Raw genomic sequence first — 21,044 nt, 5'->3', positions numbered from 1 at the left:
ACCGGTGGGGGCTGAGCCCCGCCCAGCGCAGCGCGGCGGGGCAGGCGCTGCGCTTCCTGGCGCAAGCGCAGGAAGCTGCTGCGCAGCGGCCAGGGGCAGCAACGGCTCACGGAAGGCCGGCTCTTCTTCTGGCCTCGCGGCGTTCCCCCTTGCGCCGGACGGAAACCAGGTCCCGTCCGCCACGCTTCCTACTCTGGGCCGTAACCGGCGCCGGCAAAACCGAAATGATTTTCCCGCTGCTGCGCTATGCATTGGATAGCGGCGGCCGGGTGCTGGTGGCGACGCCACGCCGTGATGTCGTGCTGGAGTTGGCCCCACGGGTGGCGAAGGCTTTTCCCGAGGAGCCGATGGCAGTCTTATATGGAGGAAGCCCGCAGCGATGGGAAGAAGCGCGGTTAATACTGGCTACAACCCATCAACTGATGCGGTTTTACCAGGCGTTTGATTTGGTCGTGATTGACGAGCTGGATGCTTTTCCCTATCACAATGATCCGATGTTGAACTATGCAGCGGAGGCCGCTTGCAAACCGGGGGGCCGTTTTATTTTGTTGTCCGCGACACCGCCTGCGCGAATGCGAAGAGAGATTCGGGCGGGCCGGCTGCCGCATGCTAAAGTGCCGGCAAGATATCACGGCTATCCGTTACCGGTTCCTGAGAGAATTACTATGGCGAGCGTGGAGGCTTGTCTCCGCCGCCGCGTTTTGCCCCCTGCTTTACTTCACTTACTGCGCCATTCCGTTCAACGTGGGGCACAAATTTTTCTCTTCGTAACCCGAATTCGTCAAATTGCGGCTTTTACCGAGCTTTTACGCACTTATTTTCCGGGACTCCCTATTGAAGGGACTTCTTCTATAGATCCAGACCGGAATGAGAAAGTGCTCGCTTTTCGGGAAGGACGAATTCGCATGCTGGTGACGACTACGATACTAGAGCGTGGCGTTACCGTACCTAAAAGCGATGTATACATAGTGGATGCGGACAGCGATTTGTTTGATGAAGCCTCTTTGGTCCAAATGGCAGGGAGAGCTGGCCGCTCCAAGGACGATCCGAAAGGAAAGGTTGTGTTTGCCGCACCGGCGTGGACCAAGTCACAACGTGATGCGATTCGGCAAATCCGAATGATGAACGCGGCTGCTTACAAAAACGGCTTTATAAAGGTAAAGGAGGTTCAATAATATGATGAAGTCATCCCAGAGTGTTGCGAATGACGGTTCAAGCACGCGAAACCGAAATCGGCGTGGGGCGGTCAAGTTCCGATATCCTAAGCCAAATTCCCAAGGACAATCCGTCGGCAGATTGTTTTCAGGGCATTTCGACGAGAATACCTATGCTCGAATTAGGTCTGGGCGGTCTACTTCAGCGGGAATAGGAGCACAAGCGGCAACCGAGATCTGTTCTGCGGATGATTTCTTGTCAAACCCTGTGTCCTCCAGCACTTATTGCTTTAGTGAGGAGAAAAGCTTTTCCTGGAATGGGTTATTAACACCTTTACATCAATTGTTGGCACCTCCCTCCATTCCTTGCTTAACGTGCGGCAAGACAATATCCGAGCGAGTGCGGGGCTATCCGGAAATATGCTTATCCTGCTATCTCTCGATCCCTTGGATCAAAAGCCCGCGCTGCCAAATTTGTGGTCGGTCGATGGGGTGCCCGGATTGCACCCGGAAGGGGCAAGCTCCCCGTAGCTTCGTGATGAATCGAAGTGCTGTTACCTATAACCCGATGATGCGCGAGTGGCTTGCTCAATATAAATACCGTGGAAATGAAACCTATGGCACGATTCTAGCTCGGATGACGGGGGTGGCTTATCGGCAAATGGTGAAGGAGCTAGAAGAAACAGGTGTCATAAGCAAAAATAAAATCGGCGAAACTTCTTTTCGTTTCCATGCAGTCACCGCCGTTCCAGTCAGCAGCGAACGCATGCAGGAACGGGGATTCAATCAAGCCGCCCGTCTGGCCTATGGTGCTGCGACTGCTGGCCGAATTCCTCTACTGCATTTGCTGGAACGTTCCCGCCATACTGAGAAACAAAGCTTCAAAACCCGCTGGGAGCGTCTCCATGATCTGCATGATGTTTTCCGCCCGTCTGCGCTTGCCGCAGACAAACTATTAACAGCGATAAACGAAGTGAAGTTGAATCGCACCAAATCCCCCTATTGGGCGGCGCCTCAGGGTTGGGTGATTGGAGGGGACGTGTGTGCCAACCCGCAGGTCTCCATGAGGAAACCCCATTTTTATGATGATACAAAGCCAGATCCTTTTTTCCAAATCCTTTCGGATCGGTCGCCCGAGCCGGTACGTATATTATTGGTCGATGACGTCTATACAACAGGAAGCACGCTTGAGGCTTGCTCCCGCGTACTTCATGAGCTTTGTGGACGCATAGGTCGCCGCGCCGAAGTTTATTGTTTGACTTGGGCTCGATCCTAGAAAATGTAAACTTCCTAATTCTTCTCATCAAATGTATAGACGAACCCCCCATAAATGAGGTAATCTAGCATCAAACGAAGCGATTCTTGAAAGGACGTCGAAGCATATGGGGATCAATCTAGAGAATTGTCCGCGCTGCGGGAGATTGTTTGCCAATAATTTCAGAGATATTTGTCCTTCTTGTATCAAGGAAATTGAAGAAGAGTACGAAAAATGCCTGAAATATTTGCGTGAAGAGAAAATGGCCACAATCCAGGAAGTTCATGAAGCAACTGGTGTTTCTATTCGTCAAATCACTAAATTCATAAAAGAAGGTCGTATTTCCGTTGCAAATAACCCGAACATGATGTATCCCTGCGAAGTATGTGGGGTATTAATTCGGGATGGAAATATGTGTGATTCTTGCCGCACCCGTCTTGTACGTGGTTTTGCTGCAGCAGCTAGAGAGGACTCTCAGAATGGCCAGGAATTTGGCGATAAGCGCGGTAATGGTGCTTACAATGCAATCGACAAATTCCGTAGTCCTTAATGACTAAAACCCTGTTTCTTTGGCATAATATTCTTTAAGCTCCAATCGTTCGCTATTAAAAAAGCCTAAACCAACGCCGATAAACTTAGTAAAGATTATCGGCTTTTTTATTTGAAGCGAGGTGAATGTAAGTTGAAAATCAATGAAACGGGAAGAATCGGCGGAATTAATCCATATCTACGAAATATTGAAAATCGTGACAACCATTTACCAAAAAAGAAACAAGTAGACCAAGTTTCCATCTCATTGGAGGCTAAGGGGATGCTTGAGGAATATAAAAAGGTTCAGGACCCTCAGCGTATTGAACGGATTGCCAAATTGAAGGAAGAGGTGTCGTCGGGGACATACCATGTGGAAGCCGGGAAAATCGCAGAGAAGCTAGCTCCATACTTTAAGTCGTTTATCGAATCAGGTGAAAAAGAATGAGTGTACAACAAGTTGTCGACGCATTGCGACATTTGGACGAGTTGTACCGCACCTTGATTGAACTTGGGGCTGAGAAGCAAAAAGCGATTATGGCTAATGATGTGGCTGGTTTGACTCAAGTCATGACCAAGGAAACCCGATTGCTGAAACAAGCAGCTGAGTTAGACGAACTGCGTGAGGAGTCCGTATTCCGGTTTTTGAAGGAGAAGGGAATTCGCTCACAATTAAACCTTACGATCACGGAAATGAGTCGCTTGGTATTTGATACCGAGGAGAAGCAGATGCTTTTGGACGCACAGAGGCAATTATCAATAACATTACAAGAATTGAAACGTCTTAACGCTATTAATAAAGAGCTAATTGAGCAGTCGCTTACGTTTATTGATTATAGCTTGAATCTGTTAACAAGCCTGCCTGAGGACGAATTGATGTACACTGATCCAACGAAACAACAGGCTACGAAGAAAAATAGAAGTTATTTCGATACTAGAGCATAAGGGACGACAGGAAGCGAGGTAAATTATGAGATCGACTTTTCATACGCTCGAAGTGGGCAAGCGAGGAATTCTGGCACAGCAAACAGCACTTGCCACAACTGGTCATAATATTACGAATGCCAATGCACCTGGCTACTCTCGTCAAGTTGCGAAAATGGCAGCGGCAAGACCCATTGAGTTCCCAGGATTAACCAAATCAACAAACCCCAACCAACTCGGCATGGGTGTAGAAGTTACCAGTATCAGAAGAATCCGCGACTTTCTGCTCGATATTGAGTATCGGAATCAAAATTCAGATCTATCCACTTGGAATGTTAAACAAGAGGCACTGTCCAATATTGAGGGGATCTTCAACGAACCTTCTGAAAACAGCATCGCCACAAGTATCTCGGAGTTTTGGAACGCTTGGCAACAATTGAGCAAAAACCCCAGTAGTTCGGACTTGTCCTCACGTACAGTCGTTCAGCAGAAAGCAATTGCTTTGACCGAAACTTTCAATCATATTGCATCACAATTAAATACGCTTAGTAGCAATATTACTCAGCGAATTGATGTGAAAGTGGCTGAAGCTAACAATACGATTCAACAAATCTCCGACTTGACGATAATGATCAATCGAGTGGAAGGTTTGGGGGATAACGCAAACGATCTGCGAGATCAGCGGGACTTACTCGTGGATCAATTATCTTCTTTAGGCAATGTCCAGGTTACAGAAACTGATGATAACTATCAGGTTATGTTTGGTGATGTACTAGTTGTGAATGGTACGCAGGCACCAGTAGAGTTTACTTTGGCTAATACAGCGTCTCTCACCAAGGGTGAGATTGCAGGATATATTGAATCTCGTGATGTATTTGTTCAAGGCTACATTAACCAAATGAATGTGATGGCAAACACTTTGGCAACAGGTAAAATTGAAGTCACATTACCTGCCGGATCTATTTTGCCGGATGGCGTTACAATTCCTGGAGCCCAAATGGATCCAGCCAACCCGCGGAAATTGATGCAGGATATTAAATATACCGTTGATGGGTTAAATGGTCTGCATAAGTTGGGGTACACTCTCCAGGAGCCAGCGACCGTGGGGAAAGATTTCTTTGTATCTAGCGATGGCGGAGCTATTACAGCGGCTAATATTCGTGTTAACCCGGAAATTCAAGCTAATCTTGCTAATATAGCGGCATCGATGCGCACAGAGCAGGTAACAGTGAACGGTGTTGTAACGGAGAAAGTGCTTCAAGGGAACGGAGACCTTGCTTTGCTCATCGCTTCACTATCCGAAGGGAAGTTTGATTACAGTACTCAGAACGGTGCGCTTACTAATGAAGGTACCTTTGGGAGCTATCTTCAATCGGTTATAGCTCAATTAGGTACGGATTCGGACGACGCTTACCGTATGGTTCAGAACGGCACGTTGTTGTCCGATCATGCTGATAGTATGCGACAGGCCGTAAGTAGTGTATCGCTTGATGAAGAAATGGCGGACATGATCAAATTCCAGCATGCCTACAGTGCATCCTCTCGTGTGATTACAACCATTGACGAGATGTTGGATAAACTAATTAATGGTACCGGTGTAGTCGGGCGGTAGATAGGAGATGAATGACAAATGCGTATTACTCAATCGATGATGAGCAGATCCATGATGAGCAATCTGCAAAATAACTACCGACGTTTGGACAAGTATCAGGAGCAAATGATGACGAACCGTCGCCTCAACCGTCCTTCCGACGATCCAGTTGGCGTCGCAAGCGCCTTGCAATATCGGGCAGAGATTAGCTCGACTACGAAGTTTGAAGAGAATGTGGAAGATGCGGATTCTTGGATGGCTTTTACGGATAGCGTATTAACGGAAACAACGCAAATTATACAGCGTTTGTCTGAACTCGCGGTGCAAGGTGGAACGGATACCGTCCCGGCTGATGCGAGAAATAATATAGCTCAAGAAGTGGATCAGCTTTACAAGCAACTGGTTTCCCTCGGCAATTCTCAATTCAAGGGGAAATACATCTTTAACGGGGAACGCGTGAATGAACAGCCATATCCAAGCGATCCAGCTAATACAGCATATAGTTTGGATCAAGGAGAGATGCGGTATCAGATCGGTGCGGGAATATATATTCCCGTGAATTTACAGGGGGATAAGGTGTTTGGAGTATCGGGAGATCCGGAAGGGCTCTTTGCAGTTATTGACAACTTCAAACAGGCATTAGCGGATACAAGCCCAACAGGAACAACGGCCATTCAAAACATTATTCCAGCTCTTCAGAAGAATCTCGAGAATGTGATTACCGCCCAAGCTGAAGTCGGTGGTAAGCAAAACCGATTGACATTTACCTTAAACCGTCTCAGCGACTTGAATCTCAATTATACTTCATTGCAGTCAAAAACAGAGGATGCCGATATGGCTTCTGTAATTACAGAGCTTAAAACCGCTGAAAGTATATATCAGGCATCGTTGGATACAATGGCTAGAATTATTCGGCCTAGCTTGGTTGATTTTTTGAATTAGGGGTGAGATTTTGAATATTCCTCAAATACAAATTCACCAGGGTTTCAGCCGTATCGCCATTAAGACGACTAAGGGACAGTGGAGTATTAAGCAACCTAAACCTTCGATGAATCTTCATCAAGAACTCGGGGAATTGACAATTGAACGCACAAAAAGTTCGTTGGATATTGACCAGCGAAAAGCTTGGTCAGCCCTTGGGAGAGCAAAGATTGACGAGTTTTGTGATCGGATCTCACAGAGTGCCTTGGAATCTTCAATGCAGAATATTGCAGAGATTGCCCAGGCTGGTGATCGAATGATGGCTATTCATCTTCCGGGAAATGCATTCGCAGAAATTGCTCGACAGAATGCGTTTAAGGATCGGCCTATTGAATTCAGGGGAGAAGCGAGATATGACAATGTCGACATTACATATACTCCTGGTACATTATCGATTAGTTATTTTCCGAAGAAGGTAACTGCAGAACCGGAGACACATAAGCCGATTATCGATTATTATCCTGGCAAGGTAAATCCTTATCTAATTCAAAAAAACTTTATATTTATCACAGCAACCGGAAGGAACTTAGATGAGGTTGTCTAAGTGTTTTGCAAATAGCTATAATGAACGCTAGAAAGTGCTTCATGTATAGCTTTTTTATTTTCAAGCAGGGGGTATTCCGTTGAAAATTCAATCATCCAGATTTGGTGAGTTTAGTGTGAAGCAAGAGGACATATGGCACTTCAAATCCCCTATTTTAGGGTTCGAAAATTATGAGAAGTTTGTTCTTTTGCCTGGGGTAGCAGAAACATTCGAATATATCCAATCAACAGAAGATGAACATTTGGTTTTTATCACAACAGATCCGTTTCTGTTTTGTCCCGAGTATGATTTTACCATCGATAAGCGATGGTTAGAGTTGCTTCAAATCCAGAAGGAGGAGCAAGTTGTTGTACGCTCAATTGTAACGGCTAGATCAATCTCTGATATCACTATAAATTTACAGGCACCTCTAATTATGAACATAGATACCTTATTTGCTGCTCAAATTGTGCTCGAACGTTCGGCTTATGGGCCTCGTTATTCAATCATGGACCTTCGAAAACAGGAGGGGCAGCATGCTGATATTATCGAGAAATAAAGGGCAGAAGATCATAATCAATCAAGATATTGCCATTTCGGTTATCGATATTTTGGGAGATCAAGTTAAAATTGGTATAGAGGCACCGGATCAGGTGACAATCTATCGGGAGGAAATTTACGAATTGATTCAAAAGCAAAATAAAGAAGCTGCTGTTGAGTCAATTGGAAATCAGACTGAATTACTTAAGCGAATGGTGCCTCCAACGAAGAAATAATTTTTGAAAAAACAAAAAAGCTATAAACAATATTGAGTCTTGTCCGATATATATATCATGGGACGAAAGGCATGGTGTTGACGGCCGTACACCATGTATCGACCAAAAAAGGGTGTAAGCAAGGATGCTAAACACCAGTACATTCCAAGGAGGATTTTTATTATGCGTATTAACCACAATATTTCTTCTTACAATGCACAACGTCAATTGACCATTAACAACAATGCTCAAAGCAAATCTTTGGAGAAATTGTCTTCTGGTTTCAGAATCAATCGTGCTGCTGACGATGCAGCTGGTCTGGCGATTTCCGAGAAAATGCGCAACCAAATCCGTGGTTTGGAACAAGCTAACAAGAACTCTTTGGATGGCATTTCCTTGATCCAAACAGCTGAAGGTGCTTTGAACGAAACTCATGCTATGCTGCAACGTATGGCTGAGCTGTACGTACAAGGCGCAAACGAAGTGCTGACAACAACTGATGCTAAGAAAATCGATGACGAAATTGCACAACTGTCCGCTCAAATTGGTTCTATCGCTTCTCAAACTCAATTCAATACGAAGAAACTTCTTGACGGAACAACAACATCGATCTCTTTCCAAGTTGGCGCAAACAGCGGCGAAGTTATTGGCCTTTCGCTTTCTTCCGCTACTGCGACTGCACTGGGAGTTAACATGGATGCTACAGCGGGCTTGTTGACTCTTACTTCCGGTAATTCGGCGACAGTTCTGAACTCCATTGCCAGCGCAAACCTGGATAAAGTTCAATCCGCTATTAACAAAGTATCCGAGCTTCGTTCTAATCTCGGTGCTGTTCAAAACCGTCTGGAACATACGATCAACAACTTGGGAACAACTGCTGAAAACCTTCAAGCGGCTGAATCGCGTATCCGTGACGTTGATATGGCGAAAGAAATGTCGGAATTCACGAAGAACGGTATCCTGCAACAAGCAGCTCAAGCAATGTTGGCTCAAGCGAATCAGCAACCTCAAGGTGTTCTGCAACTTCTTCGTTAATCTGCAACAGAGCCGGCCGGGAAACCGGCCGGTTTTTTTAGTATAGACCAATAATCGAATTAGGGGGATACAAAGGTGAGAGTTGATCCAAATTCATCATCGACATCCTTAATGCCATGGTTCAAGAGTCTCTCAAATGAGGAGATTGTGGAAAAAATGGCTGATTCGGTTCCTCTTTCAAATGAACAGCATTCTATACCGAAACTTGTCGATAAAGTGAACAAAAAGCTTGAAGAAACCGGTACTTATATTCGAGTTAAGGTTCACGAAAAAACCAACACGATTATGGTTGTAGTGTTGAAAGATGAAACGAACGAGGTCGTCCGGGAAATCCCGAGCGAGAAAATGCTCGATGTTATGTATAACCTTAGTCAAAAGGTTGGTATTTTTGTTGACGAAAAGATGTAAAGGAGGTATGCAGGGATGGCAAGTATAAGCTCCCCAAGTCGTCTGACCGGTTTTAGTGGAATGCTCGACACGGAAAGTATCATACAGAAATTGATGGCCGCAGAAAGAGTACCCCTTGATAATATCCTTAAAAAGAAGCAGTTCACTTTGTGGAAAAGACAAGATTATATGTCGATGAATACAAAACTGCTATCGTTTAAAAATACTATCAATGAACTTCGATTTGAGAGTAACTATGAAAAAACAACATCGACATCATCGAACACCTCAGTGCTGGAGATCACTTCGTCAGGTAAAAATGTTGGAACAAGCAATGTAACGGTTACTGAATTGGCCGAATCAGCAATGATTGTCGGTAAGGTAACGGGTTCTTCCACTACACCTGTAGCCACTAGTGGGACTTTTAATGTAAAGGGCTCCAAAGGGAACGTGGATATCAGTTTTACTGCCGGTAATTCTACAATTGATTCCATTGTAAAGAGTATCAACAACAATTCAAGTGTAACCGGAGTGACTGCCAGCTACGACCCTAATAGCGGTGCTTTATATTTATCAAGTACAGATGTAGGGGGAGCAGCTGAAGTAAATGTCTCCGGTGATATAGCATTGTTTGGTTTTGCTTCAACGAGTGATAAAGGAAGCGATGCTGTATACACTGTTAACGGAGTGTCACTAACTTCTTCATCAAACTCTGTATTTATTAACGGAACTCAGGTTGTTTTAAAAGGTAAAGGACAAGCCTCTATCGGATCAGTTACTGATCGTAGCGGAGTGGTTGATAAGATTAAGAACTTTGTTGAGCAATATAACGCTTTGATCGATGCATTCTCTACTGCAACAACAACGAGGAAAAATAGAGACTATGCTCCGCTTACTGATGAGGAAAAGGAAGCAATGAGCGAAAGTCAAATCGAAAAATGGGAGGCTAAAGCAAAGGAAGGTACATTGTACAATGACTCAATATTAAAAGATACCTTGTCTTCCATGCGTAATAGCTTAAATACACCTCTTAATGCAGCAGCTGGTGAGATTTCTTTGCTTTCGCAAATTGGCATTAAAGTAAAGTCTGCATATACGGAGAATGGGAAGCTTGAGATTGATGAGGCTAAATTAATGGACGCCGTGAATAATCACTTTGATGAGGTCAAACGGTTGTTTGCTTCGGGTTCAACACTTACCGAAGTACAAGGAAAAACTAACCTATCTATTTCAGACAGACTATATAATATTGCTAATGACCAATTGGCAGCAATTAAGAAAAAAATCGGAAGTACCGGTTTGGCTGAAACAGTTGATGATAGTATTATGGGCAAAGAACTCAAAGAACTGAATGCCCAAGAGGCAAAGTGGAAATCAAAACTACTTGATATTGAAGATCGATACTACAAGCAATTCTCTGCCATGGAACTAGCATTGCAAAAATTAAATAGCCAGAGTTCAATATTTGCTTCGATGAGTTAAGTCAAAATTTACTGACGCAATTATTCTACCAATAAAATGATTGATGGAGCGAGGTAACGATGCAAAACGCAATTCAACAGCAGTACTTGAAGGTTCAAGTTGAGACAGCCAGTCCTGGTGAATTGACTTTAATGCTATATCAGGGAATGGTTAAATCATTACTTTTAGCAAAATCCCAATATGCTCAAAAACAGTACGAAGCAATGAATGAATCCCTGCATAAAGTTCGGTCCATTATTAGCGAACTGATGATTACGTTGAATATGGATTATCCCATTGCTAAAGATCTGTATCGACTGTACGAGTTCTATAACGGACATATTGCTAGATTTATGATTAAAAGAGAAGAGCCTATGTTGGATGATGTATTGGAATTTGCACGGGGACTTGCTGAAACTTGGAAAAAGGCAATGCACTCTTTAAAGGTAGGCCAAGAAAATGTCTAGTCAGAGGTTCAACCCGCTTGTTGAACTCATGCAAATTTATGAACAAATACTAGAAAAGCATAGTTTTGAAGAATATGAGAAATATGCTAGTATTCTAGATCAATTGTATAACGAGATTAATGGGATGAAAAGAACAGAGGGAGATTTGGAATTTCTAGATAAGGTTCGAGAACTGCATGAGCAAATCATTCATTTTATTACGTTAGAGAAGGAAAAATTGGGTCAGGAGATTATTATGTTTAATAGAAAAAAGCGAGTGACACAGGATTATGGGAAATATAATGCCAATGATGTCGGCGCTTTTTTTGTAGATTTTAAAAAATAAAAGAGGAGGAGTGAATATGAAATTTGGCTATTCCAGGCTGTTATGCCTTGTCCTAACTACTGTGTTGCTTATATCACAATTACCGCTTGTTTCTTCTGTTGAAGCGGCAAGTGGAAGTGTGACAGTAACAAAAGTAGTTAATCCGACTCAAATAACTGAGGGGGAAGAGGCTGAGATTCAACTAGATGTCATAGGTTCTCCGGATGTAACCGTAATAAAACCGAATGATATCATTTTAATTATCGACCGTTCGGGAAGTATGGCGGCAGATTATGGGCCGAATAACGGCGAAGATAAGATGAAAAATGCCAAGAATGCGGCCAAAGGATTTATTGACCTTGTGGACTTTACGAAGCATCGGGTTGGCATTGTGGATTTCGCAAGTGATGAAAAGTCCTTCGATCTCTCTGATAATCCTACAGAATTGAAAAATTATATAGATAAAATAACCGCTGGTGGAGGCACTGGTACAAGGGACGCAATAGCCTTGGCGCAAGAACTTCTAAGAAATCATAGAGCGGAAGCCCAACCAGTTATTGTGCTCATGACCGACGGACAAGCTACCGAACCTTCACCAGATTCGTATGCTCGCCAAGTAGCTCTGGAACAGGCGAATTCAGCAAAGGGAGAAGGCGTCGTATTCTATACGATAGCACTTTTGCTTCCAAATGAAAACCCAGATACAAGTGCTCCTAACTTGCTGTTGAAAGATATGGCAACAACAGCTCACCACCACCATTTTGTACTGGGGTCTGTAGGCTTAGCCGAAATTTATGCAGCCATCGTAGACGAGATTGGATTGGCTAGTGCCTATAATGTCAAGGTTACGGACACGGTAGCCCCAGAGTTTGAGATTGTTCCTAATTCTTACCAAGATAATATACCACAACCGATTGTTAATGGAAATACACTAACATGGACCTTCAATGAACTCAAGAAAGATGCTTTGAGTTTCAAGTATAAAATACGTCATAAGTTAGGCTCCAATACAGGTTTGATTTCAGTTGGGGCAGAAGACATTCACGTTAAGTATGACGATTATTTAGGTGTACCTCACGAATATGATGTTAGGAATCCTAAAATTGAAGTAAAATATAAGGCTCCAATCATAACCTCAATTGTTAAGGATAGCGGTCCATTCGAAGGTGGAGAATCTGTAGTAATCACTGGGGAGAATTTCCGTCCGAATGTAAAAGTTAAATTCGGGAAAAATTTTGCACCTTCGGTACAATTTAATAGTTCGACAGAATTGATTGTCACAACTCCGGCGGGAGTTCCAGGGACAGTTGAAGTAACTGTGATCAATGATGACGGTCAAACTGCAACAGGAGCATATAACTATTATGCTGTTCCAGTAATATCAAAAGTTACTCCTAATGAAGGCCCGTTAGCGGGTAATAATGAAGTAACCATCCAAGGCAACTATTTCTTGACAGGTGCACAAGTTAAAATGGGTGAAAAAACTGCAGATGTTATTTCAATCACACCGACTAAAATAGTTGTAAAGGCACCTGCTACTTCAATTCCGGAAACAGTTGCCGTTGAGGTAACAAATTCAGATGGCTTAAGCGCTAAATTAGATGCTGCGTATAGCTATATTCTTGGCCCTGAATTAGTATCGGTATCTCCCAATGAAGGATTAACCACGGGGGGAGAGTCGGTAACACTAACTGGGAGCCGGTTTAAAACAGGTACCAAAGTTTATTTCAATAATAAGGTCGTACCATCGACCTATGTTAATGACACAACAATTACCATATTAACTCCGAGTTGGAGTAAGGCAGAGGCCGTTACCGTCAAAATTGTAAATCCAGACGGTCAATTTATTGAACAGGCCGAAGGTTATACATACAAGTGGCCGAAACCTGAAATCACCTCCATCCAGCCTAATGAAGGCTTTACAACAGGAGATACTTTAGTAACATTGAATGGTTCCAATTTCCTTAGTGGAGCCAAAGTTTATTTTAACGATACACTGGTGACACAAACTACTTTTTATAGTGGTTCTGTGATTAAGATCCGGACCCCTAAATGGTCAAATGCAGAATCTGTCAATATAAAAATTGAAAACCCTGATGGACAAACAGCACTAGTAGAAAAAGGGTATAACTATATATTGCCTCCTCCACCTCCCGCACCGATAATCAGCTCTGTGAGCCCTGATCATGGGTTGATTACGGGGGGCACCGAAGTATTGGTGAATGGTTCTAATTTCATCAACGGGGCAAAGGTTAAATTAAAAGATCAAGAGATTGCCACGACATTCGTTTCATCAACACAATTAAAAATAACTACACCAGTTTGGGCATCTGCAGAAATTGTAGATGTAACAGTGACGAATCCTGATGGACAAGCCGTAACAAAAGCACAAGCGTTCTCGTTCGAGACACCGCCTCCTCCACCAGCTCCGGAGATCACAAGCATAACTCCGAATGAAGGGAAGTTAGATGGAGGCCTAGTCATCACAATTACAGGCGCGAATTTTGATACTACGGCTAAAGTTTACTTTAATGACACTTTAATTCAATACACTGTGTACAGCAAAACCCAAATTAAAGCTGTAACCCCAAAATGGGTATTACCTGGCGCAGTAGATGTAAAAGTAATCAACGATGATGGACAAGTTGCTTTGTTAGAAAAGGGGTTCAATTACTTGACACCGCCAGCTCCGGTATTAAGTTCTATTTCTCCCACAACCGGTTTGGTTACGGGGGGAACCCTAGTAACAGTAAATGGATCGAACTTTGTGAACGGTGTGAAACTAACGCTAGGCAATCAAGAGATTCCGGTTATATTCGTTTCTGCAACGCAATTGAAGTTTACAACACCAGAATGGCAGACAGCAGAAACCGTAGATATACGTGTGACGAATCCGGATGGCCAAACAGATGATTTACCACAAGCGTTCACTTTTGAAACACCACCACCGCCGCCGCCGATGGAGTTAACCAATGTCAGCCCGAATGAAGGAGAAATGGCTGGGGGATTGTTAGTTACCTTATCTGGAAAGAATTTTGATTCTGGGGCAAAGGTGTATTTTAACGATACACTGGTACAATCTACCTTCTACAGTTCTTCAACAATTAAGCTTAAGACTCCTAAGTGGTCGATAAGTGGAACTGTAGATGTCAAAGTAGTAAATAGTGATGGGCAAAGTTCAGTTATTAGCAATGGATTCAACTATCTTGCACCACCGCCACCACCTGCACCAATACTTACTTCTGTAACCCCTAATACAGGGTTAATAACAGGTGGAAAAGTCGTTGTAGTCACTGGCAATAACTTCGTTAACGGCGCCAAAATAAACGTTGGCGGTCTAGAGGTCGCAACGACATTTGTTTCTGCAACGCAATTGAAATTTACTACACCTGCATGGCAATCGGCTGAAACTGTAGATATTCGTGTGACAAATCCAGATGGGCAAACGGCAGTATTGCCCCAAGCATTCACATTTGAAACACCACCGCCACCACCTCCCGTCAAATTAACAAGCATTAGTCCAAATGAAGGTGAAATGGCCGGAGGGTTGCTTATCACATTAGTAGGAGAAAATTTTGACACTGCAGCAAAAGTATACTTTAACGATACGCAGGTTCAAGCGACTGTATATAGCTCTGGACAAATTAAGGCAAGAACACCTGTCTGGACGACAAGCGGTCCGGTAGATGTTAAAGTAGTGAACGGAGATGGACAATCTTCTACTTTAAGTGGCGGTTTTAATTACCTTGCACCACCACCACCACCTCCATTGGAACTTACCAGCGTAAGCCCAAGTGAAGGTGAACTCACTGGTGGTTTGCTAATTACACTAACAGGGAAAAATTTCGTTTCAGGTGCGAAAGTATACTTTAACGATGTACTTCTTCAATCGACCACTTACAGTTCGACCCAGATTAAAGCTAACACTCCTTCATGGACTCAACCGGGTACAGTAACAATTAAAGTTGTAAATCCTAATAATGAGTCGGTTGAATTGGTAAACGGGTTCACATATAAAGAACCTCCAACACCTGAGGTCCAAAGTGTTACTCCAAACCAGGGAGAGTTAACTGGGGGATTAGTTATTACTCTGTCGGGGAATAACTTTGATACTGGAGTTAAAGTTTACTTTAATGACAGTTTGGTTCAAGCTACAAGATATAGTTCGACTCAAATTAAGGTTTCCACACCAAAATGGACTGTGGCTGGACCGGTAGATATTAAAGTGGTTAATTCAACTGGGAAATCGGTTACGGTTCCATCTGGATTTACCTATCTAGCACCTCCGCCTTTACCTAGTCCGGTGATAACAAGTCTTTCACCAACTGAAGGTCCGTTAACAGGAGGAACGCTAATTACAATAACAGGTCAGAACTTTGTAACAGGTGCTCAGGTGTATTTCAACGATACCCTTATCCAATCGACGGTGTATTCCAAGTCTCAAATCAAGGCACGTACCCCTCGTTGGACAGTTGCGGAGCCTGTTAATATCAGAGTCGTTAATCCTGATGGACAATCATCCGAAGTAATAATTAATGGTTATACGTATAAGTAATGTATAGCTATAGAGCAACAGGTATCCTTTGAAGGATACCTGTTGCTCTATAGTATTGGGGGAATGATGCTTTGAATGACATATCTGTATGCATAATTACACGGAATGAAGAACACTCAATTGAAAAGGCCATTTGTTCAATAAATCCTTTTGTCCGTGAGATTATTTTGGTTGATCACTATTCAGATGATAAAACGGCACAAATTGCTAGAGAATTGGGGGCGAAAGTATTTCTGCGAAAGTGGGATAATCATTTTGCGGAGGCCAGGAATTTTAGCATTATGCAAGCCACAGCCCCAGTTATTCTCATAATGGATGCTGATGAGGAATTTGTTGGAGACAATCAAGCTTTAGAGGAAGCGGCCAAGAAAGTTATTGTTAGCCAAGAAGTAGCTGCGCGGATCGAAATACAAAGCTTAACAGCGAATGGACAATTGTCGGTATCTTGGATTACTAGAATGTTTCCTAATAACGTTGATTTTATTTTTAAGGGCAGAATACATGAGCAACTTTACTATAGAGGAGGATCTCCAAAAGTAGTTAATAGTTCCATTAGGTTTTATCATAAAGGATATACTCAGGAAGAGATAAATAAAAAGAATAAGTACCAGAGAAATATTAGTTTACTTTTACTGGAACATAAAGAAGATCCTAACAATCCATACTTGTTATTTCAATTGGGACGAACCTATGGGCATATGAATGAATGGATAAAGTCCAAAAAGTGGTTTGAAAGAGCTTTGGATTTAATCAAAGCCCCTTACCCTAACTATCATAGCACTTTGCTTCTCGACTATGCCAATATATTAATGAAATTGAAGGAATGGGACAAATTATCGAATGTTATTAATACCGCTATTGAATTTTATCCGGATTACACCGATTTATATTATATATATGGTTGTGCCGTAATCGAAGCAAGAAATCCTGAATGGTTTCCGCAAATTCCAGATGTCTTCGCCACTTGTATCGAAATTGGGGAAGTCTCTAAAGGCAAATATGAATCGGTTCAAGGGGTAGGATCGTACCGATCTCATTATAATCTGGGACTATACTTCGAATTAAGCGGAGACATCCAATTGGCTGAATATCATTACAGGATTAGTTTTGAACAAGGGTTTGGCCTGGCATTGGAAAGACTCAATCTTTTAAATCAAGTGAAATGAGGACACATCTATGAAAAAATCATCAATTTCGCTTTGCATGATTGTGAAAAATGAGGAAAGATGCTTAGAAAGATGTCTTAACAGCGTTCAGAATATCGTGAGTGAAATCATTATTGTGGATACGGGCTCTACAGATCGGACTATCGAGATTGCGAAGCAATATACCGATAAAGTCTACTCATTCGAATGGACGAATGATTTTTCTGAAGCTCGAAATTATGCTTTGGATCAAGCCACTGGTGAGTATATTTTGCATTTGGATGCGGACGAATATTTATATGAGGGTGTAGAAAATTTACAATGCGAACTGGATAAAGCCTATTACTTCCTCCGTATTCGAAATGAGTTGGGAATGGGACGAACTCAGACTCACCAGTTTGTTCGACTATTTCGGAACCAGCCGTCGATGAGATACGAAGGTAAGCTTCATGAGCAGATAAACCTAGAGAAAAATGCACATTTACCTAGTGGGTACATGAACTGTGTAATATACCACGATGGGTATTTGGACAGCATCGTAAAGGGTAAAAATAAAAGCAAAAGAAATATGGAGATTATCAAAAATGCAATTTTAACAAGCCCTACATCTTTTAACTATTATAATTTAGGCCTCCAGTATTATCATGAAGGACAGTATGCTAATGCTGTGAATGCATTTAAAAAATCGTATTCTATTGCAAAAAATCAAACGTTTACTTCCAGAATGCTGATCCTTCTGATAAATTCTCTTCTTAAATTGGAGCAGTATCCGCAAGCGTTGGAAATTGCTTCGGATAGTATTTTACTTTACCCTGAAAACCCAACTATGTGGTATGAGGTCGGAAGTGTGTATCAACAAATAGGATATGTTGAAGACGCTATGATATGCTTTAATAAATGCCTTGAGCTAGGAGAAGATTCTGGAATTAAAGAGTATGATCATCATGATGGTTCTGGTTCCTACCTTGCTCATAGTAGGCTAAGTGAACTTTATTTATTACAGGGAGAATATGAACAAGCACAAGAACATTTTTTTCTTGCCGTTAAAGAGGCACCTGATTTGCTTTATCTTGTAAAGCTGTTCACGGACTTGTATCCAAATTTATCTGGACAAGATTTACTAGCAGCTATGATAAAAATTTGGCCATTTAATGACGTCAAGCGTATCCAGCAGTTCTTGTCCTTATTATATGAATTAAGACATCCCGTAACTTATGAGTTGATCAAGTGCTATAGAGTTGAAATAGACGATGAGATTCGAGCTTGGATCGATATGATTGATGGCGATTATGATCAGGCGTTAATGAAGTGGAGTCACATTAGTAAACTTCAGCCTTATTCTAAAAGGGACTTATTCCTATTAAGTTTCATCACTAATTCTTTTGATGTCATGGCGAGGTTTAAAAGTGAGCTTGGGCTTAGAGATAAAGAATGGAAGTGGTGGAGAGAACTAATTGAGCAGCATCAAGACAATGGTTTGGAATTATCGCAGGAATCAGAGGAGTTTTGGAGTCACCTATGTTCTGATTTGATTAAGTTACAGAAATATGATTGTTTGGAAACATTAATCGGGACTACCGTCAATCCGAGACTTCGTTATCTGATCGCCAAAGAATTAAATAAAAATGGTTTTGCGGAATTGGCACTTGAGGTAATCATTGAATCTGAAAATAAAAAAGAGAATATCAATATTTATGAATTGGTAAGCGATATATTAATGAAATTAGGACAAGTGGAAGACGCTATCTATTATGCTGAAAAGTTATATCAACTCGATAAGAATTATCAGACTTCTTATAGGCTATTGAGGTTGCTCAAAATGGAAAATAAAATTGCGGGAGCAGCATTAGTACAAGAATTAAAAAGGAATAGCCTAAAATCTCCGTGGATTGAATCAATAATTGTAAATGATTAGCTTGAGTATTCGTTGGCTCCTGTATTTTCGGGAGCCAATTTTCATGTCCATTGTTCTTGCTGTTTACGGATATTATTTCCTGTAATATTAATCAAATCGAATGCCGATATAAGTATTTATAAAGAATTGGTTTTTGTATCCGTACTTTTTTTGAAAACACAGACAGGAGCGTTTGATAAATGTCCTTATCAGAAAACGTCATACGTTTAATTGAAGAGAACAACCTTAGTGAAGCTTATGAGCATTGCTTCTCTGAATTAACCGCAGGCTCTGAAAGCAAAGAAGCGGAAGCATGCTTAGCTCTATTGTCCATGATCGTTGGTAACGAAGAACTTGCAGAATGGTATCTTTCGAAGTCCGGTCAGTATATTGAGGAAGTTATCGGAAATCAAATCTATAGAGTTTTACTGAACATTAATGATATTAACCTCTCTAAGAAGTGGGATAACTATCGAAGAGTCCGTAACCAGCAAGAATTAAAGAGAATGGCTGTTACTGCGCCGTTATGTACCGGTAATGTGTTAGAAATAGGTTGTGCAAATGGTGACTTGTCGGTTTTCATTGCAGCACACGGAGCAACGCTTTATGGAATTGACATTGACCCTGTTGCTGTTGATCTTGCAAGGTATAAAGTGGCAAAACTCGGGATTGACACTTGCAGATTTCAAGTGGGCAATGGTTATCAACTAAATCTACCTGATCAATATTTCGATACGGTAGTTGTTGCGGAAGTATTGGAGCATGTTAACGATCCAAAACGAATTATTAAAGAGGCCTATAGAGTATGTAAACCGGGAGGCAAAGTGATTATAAGCGTTCCCAATAGGTACTCCATTCCGGATCCCGACCATCTCAATATATTTAGTAAACAACTATTAAACGGTCTTGTTGAATACGCGGTAGACTGTTCATTAGAGTGGATTGATGATGTTCCAAGTGAATGGATCTTAGGAGTTTTAACGAAACCGGTCAGTGATAACTTGCCTGGGGTTGAAGATCATATAGATATTTGCTCATTATTCTTGCCGCCGTTGTATAGTTTGCCATCAAGCGATAAGTTGGTTTCCGTCATTATTACAACCTATAATAGACCCGATTATTTATTTGAGTCGATAGAATCTGTCTTTGCCCAGACGCATAAGAATCTTGAAGTTATATTGGTTGATGACGGTTCAGAAATTCCTGTTAAAGAATTGCTCACCCCTTATATGGATAGAATAAAATACATTTATAAGGAAAACGGGGGCAAAGCATCTGCCTTAAATGAAGCTATTAAACATGTTAATGGGGAATTCATTTGGGTATTTGACGATGATGATATCGCACTACCATTAAAATTGGAGCTCCAATTAAAAAGATTCCAGGTTTCCCCCGAACTGGGAATGGTTCATACGCGCTCTATTAACTTTAACGATACAAACGGACAGGTTGTAAGTATACATGACTTATCTCCAGTAAGAGTTGACTTAGATTTTAAATTATTAATGCGTGGGTGTTTTGTACACGGGCCAACAGTTTTGTTTAGAAGAAGTTGTCTTGATCAATTAATCGGTTGGGATACTCAGCTAACTAGAGCTCAAGATTATGACTTTTGGTTAAGATTGGCTAATTTATATAAAATTGACTACTTGCCAGTTCCGACTGTGTTGTATCGGATGCACGCCGCTAGCAGAGGTTCAGCCAATGATCCTGTGGAGTATTCAAAATTGGATTCGGCAACAGCAAAGTATGAACAAATTATCTTTAGAAAGTTATACCAGACGATTCCGATCAATGAAATGTATAGAGAGGTTTTTGAAGCCGATAATATCACCCTGATGCTTGAGGCACTTCTTGAGAGAGCATTCGTTTATGCTGCAAGAGGGCTGCTAGGAGAGGCTAAGCAAGATCTGATGATTGTTCAAGCTAATGCAGCAAGTTTTGGTTACCCTTGCTTTAGTGGTGAGGCGATTCAGAATATCCATAAATTAGCAGGTGCAGCTGTTCAAAATAACTGGGGGGACCATGATTTAGTCTCGAGTATTTACTCTTTGCTTGATATGATTACTCAAAAAGATGTTTAAC

The 21,044-nt window shown here is 41.9% G+C and carries 19 protein-coding genes; all 19 read left to right on the top strand.

Features of this window, described 5'->3' with window-relative positions; translation table 11 throughout:
- A partial coding sequence (locus PBA01S_RS11535; RefSeq protein ID WP_255315345.1) for a helicase-related protein occupies window positions 1–1,175 on the top strand: 1,175 nt, incomplete at its 5' end.
- 517 nt (window positions 1,176–1,692) lie between these two features.
- Window positions 1,693–2,430, top strand: a complete 738-nt coding sequence (locus tag PBA01S_RS11530; protein WP_051135020.1) for a ComF family protein — start codon at window positions 1,693–1,695, stop codon at window positions 2,428–2,430.
- 112 nt (window positions 2,431–2,542) lie between these two features.
- The gene (locus tag PBA01S_RS11525; protein ID WP_028538147.1) at window positions 2,543–2,959 is read left to right on the top strand and encodes a TIGR03826 family flagellar region protein; all 417 of its coding nucleotides are present in this window, start codon (window positions 2,543–2,545) and stop codon (window positions 2,957–2,959) included.
- A 132-nt stretch (window positions 2,960–3,091) separates the two neighbouring features.
- Window positions 3,092–3,385, top strand: a complete 294-nt coding sequence (locus PBA01S_RS11520; protein WP_028538146.1) for a flagellar biosynthesis anti-sigma factor FlgM — start codon at window positions 3,092–3,094, stop codon at window positions 3,383–3,385.
- The gene (locus tag PBA01S_RS11515) at window positions 3,382–3,882 is read left to right on the top strand and encodes a flagellar protein FlgN (protein ID WP_028538145.1); all 501 of its coding nucleotides are present in this window, start codon (window positions 3,382–3,384) and stop codon (window positions 3,880–3,882) included. The genes PBA01S_RS11520 and PBA01S_RS11515 overlap by 4 nt, the downstream gene beginning before the upstream one ends.
- A 25-nt stretch (window positions 3,883–3,907) precedes the next feature.
- On the top strand, window positions 3,908–5,473 hold the full coding sequence (gene flgK / locus PBA01S_RS11510; protein WP_028538144.1) for a flagellar hook-associated protein FlgK: 1,566 nt from the start codon (window positions 3,908–3,910) through the stop codon (window positions 5,471–5,473).
- An 18-nt stretch (window positions 5,474–5,491) separates the two neighbouring features.
- Entirely contained in the window at window positions 5,492–6,394 is a 903-nt protein-coding gene (gene flgL / locus PBA01S_RS11505; RefSeq protein ID WP_028538143.1) for a flagellar hook-associated protein FlgL, read from the top strand.
- A 10-nt stretch (window positions 6,395–6,404) separates the two neighbouring features.
- On the top strand, window positions 6,405–6,977 hold the full coding sequence (locus PBA01S_RS11500) for a DUF6470 family protein (RefSeq protein WP_028538142.1): 573 nt from the start codon (window positions 6,405–6,407) through the stop codon (window positions 6,975–6,977).
- Between the two features lie 79 nt (window positions 6,978–7,056).
- Window positions 7,057–7,515 (top strand): flagellar assembly protein FliW, encoded by a 459-nt coding sequence (gene fliW, locus PBA01S_RS11495; protein WP_028538141.1) that lies wholly within the window; start codon window positions 7,057–7,059, stop codon window positions 7,513–7,515.
- Window positions 7,493–7,732 (top strand): carbon storage regulator CsrA, encoded by a 240-nt coding sequence (gene csrA / locus PBA01S_RS11490; protein WP_028538140.1) that lies wholly within the window; start codon window positions 7,493–7,495, stop codon window positions 7,730–7,732. The genes fliW and csrA overlap by 23 nt, the downstream gene beginning before the upstream one ends.
- A gap of 162 nt (window positions 7,733–7,894) precedes the next feature.
- A complete protein-coding gene (locus PBA01S_RS11485) occupies window positions 7,895–8,746 on the top strand; it encodes a flagellin N-terminal helical domain-containing protein (protein ID WP_028538139.1) in 852 nt (283 codons plus the stop codon).
- Window positions 8,747–8,821: 75 nt separating this feature from the next.
- Window positions 8,822–9,154 (top strand): flagellar protein FlaG, encoded by a 333-nt coding sequence (locus tag PBA01S_RS11480; RefSeq protein ID WP_127576022.1) that lies wholly within the window; start codon window positions 8,822–8,824, stop codon window positions 9,152–9,154.
- Window positions 9,155–9,169: 15 nt separating this feature from the next.
- Window positions 9,170–10,615, top strand: coding sequence for a flagellar filament capping protein FliD (gene fliD, locus PBA01S_RS11475; RefSeq protein WP_028538138.1), 1,446 nt, complete (start codon window positions 9,170–9,172; stop codon window positions 10,613–10,615).
- Between the two features lie 59 nt (window positions 10,616–10,674).
- Complete coding sequence (gene fliS / locus PBA01S_RS11470; RefSeq protein ID WP_028538137.1) at window positions 10,675–11,061, top strand: flagellar export chaperone FliS; 387 nt, start codon at window positions 10,675–10,677, stop codon at window positions 11,059–11,061.
- Entirely contained in the window at window positions 11,054–11,386 is a 333-nt protein-coding gene (locus tag PBA01S_RS11465) for a hypothetical protein (protein ID WP_028538136.1), read from the top strand. The genes fliS and PBA01S_RS11465 overlap by 8 nt, the downstream gene beginning before the upstream one ends.
- Window positions 11,387–11,402: 16 nt before the next feature.
- Complete coding sequence (locus tag PBA01S_RS11460) at window positions 11,403–15,920, top strand: IPT/TIG domain-containing protein (RefSeq protein ID WP_051416852.1); 4,518 nt, start codon at window positions 11,403–11,405, stop codon at window positions 15,918–15,920.
- Between the two features lie 71 nt (window positions 15,921–15,991).
- Window positions 15,992–17,086, top strand: coding sequence for a glycosyltransferase family 2 protein (locus PBA01S_RS11455; protein WP_028538135.1), 1,095 nt, complete (start codon window positions 15,992–15,994; stop codon window positions 17,084–17,086).
- A gap of 10 nt (window positions 17,087–17,096) precedes the next feature.
- Complete coding sequence (locus tag PBA01S_RS11450; RefSeq protein WP_028538134.1) at window positions 17,097–18,980, top strand: glycosyltransferase; 1,884 nt, start codon at window positions 17,097–17,099, stop codon at window positions 18,978–18,980.
- A gap of 179 nt (window positions 18,981–19,159) precedes the next feature.
- A complete protein-coding gene (locus PBA01S_RS11445) occupies window positions 19,160–21,043 on the top strand; it encodes a glycosyltransferase (protein ID WP_051416851.1) in 1,884 nt (627 codons plus the stop codon).
- The last annotated feature ends 1 nt before the right edge of the window (window position 21,044 follow it).

It is taken from the genome of Paenibacillus barengoltzii NBRC 101215 (assembly GCF_004000745.1).
GTDB lineage: Bacteria > Bacillota > Bacilli > Paenibacillales > Paenibacillaceae > Fontibacillus > Fontibacillus barengoltzii.
Note: the sequence above shows the minus strand (reverse complement) of the source record. Positions and strands in the feature narration are given on the sequence as shown.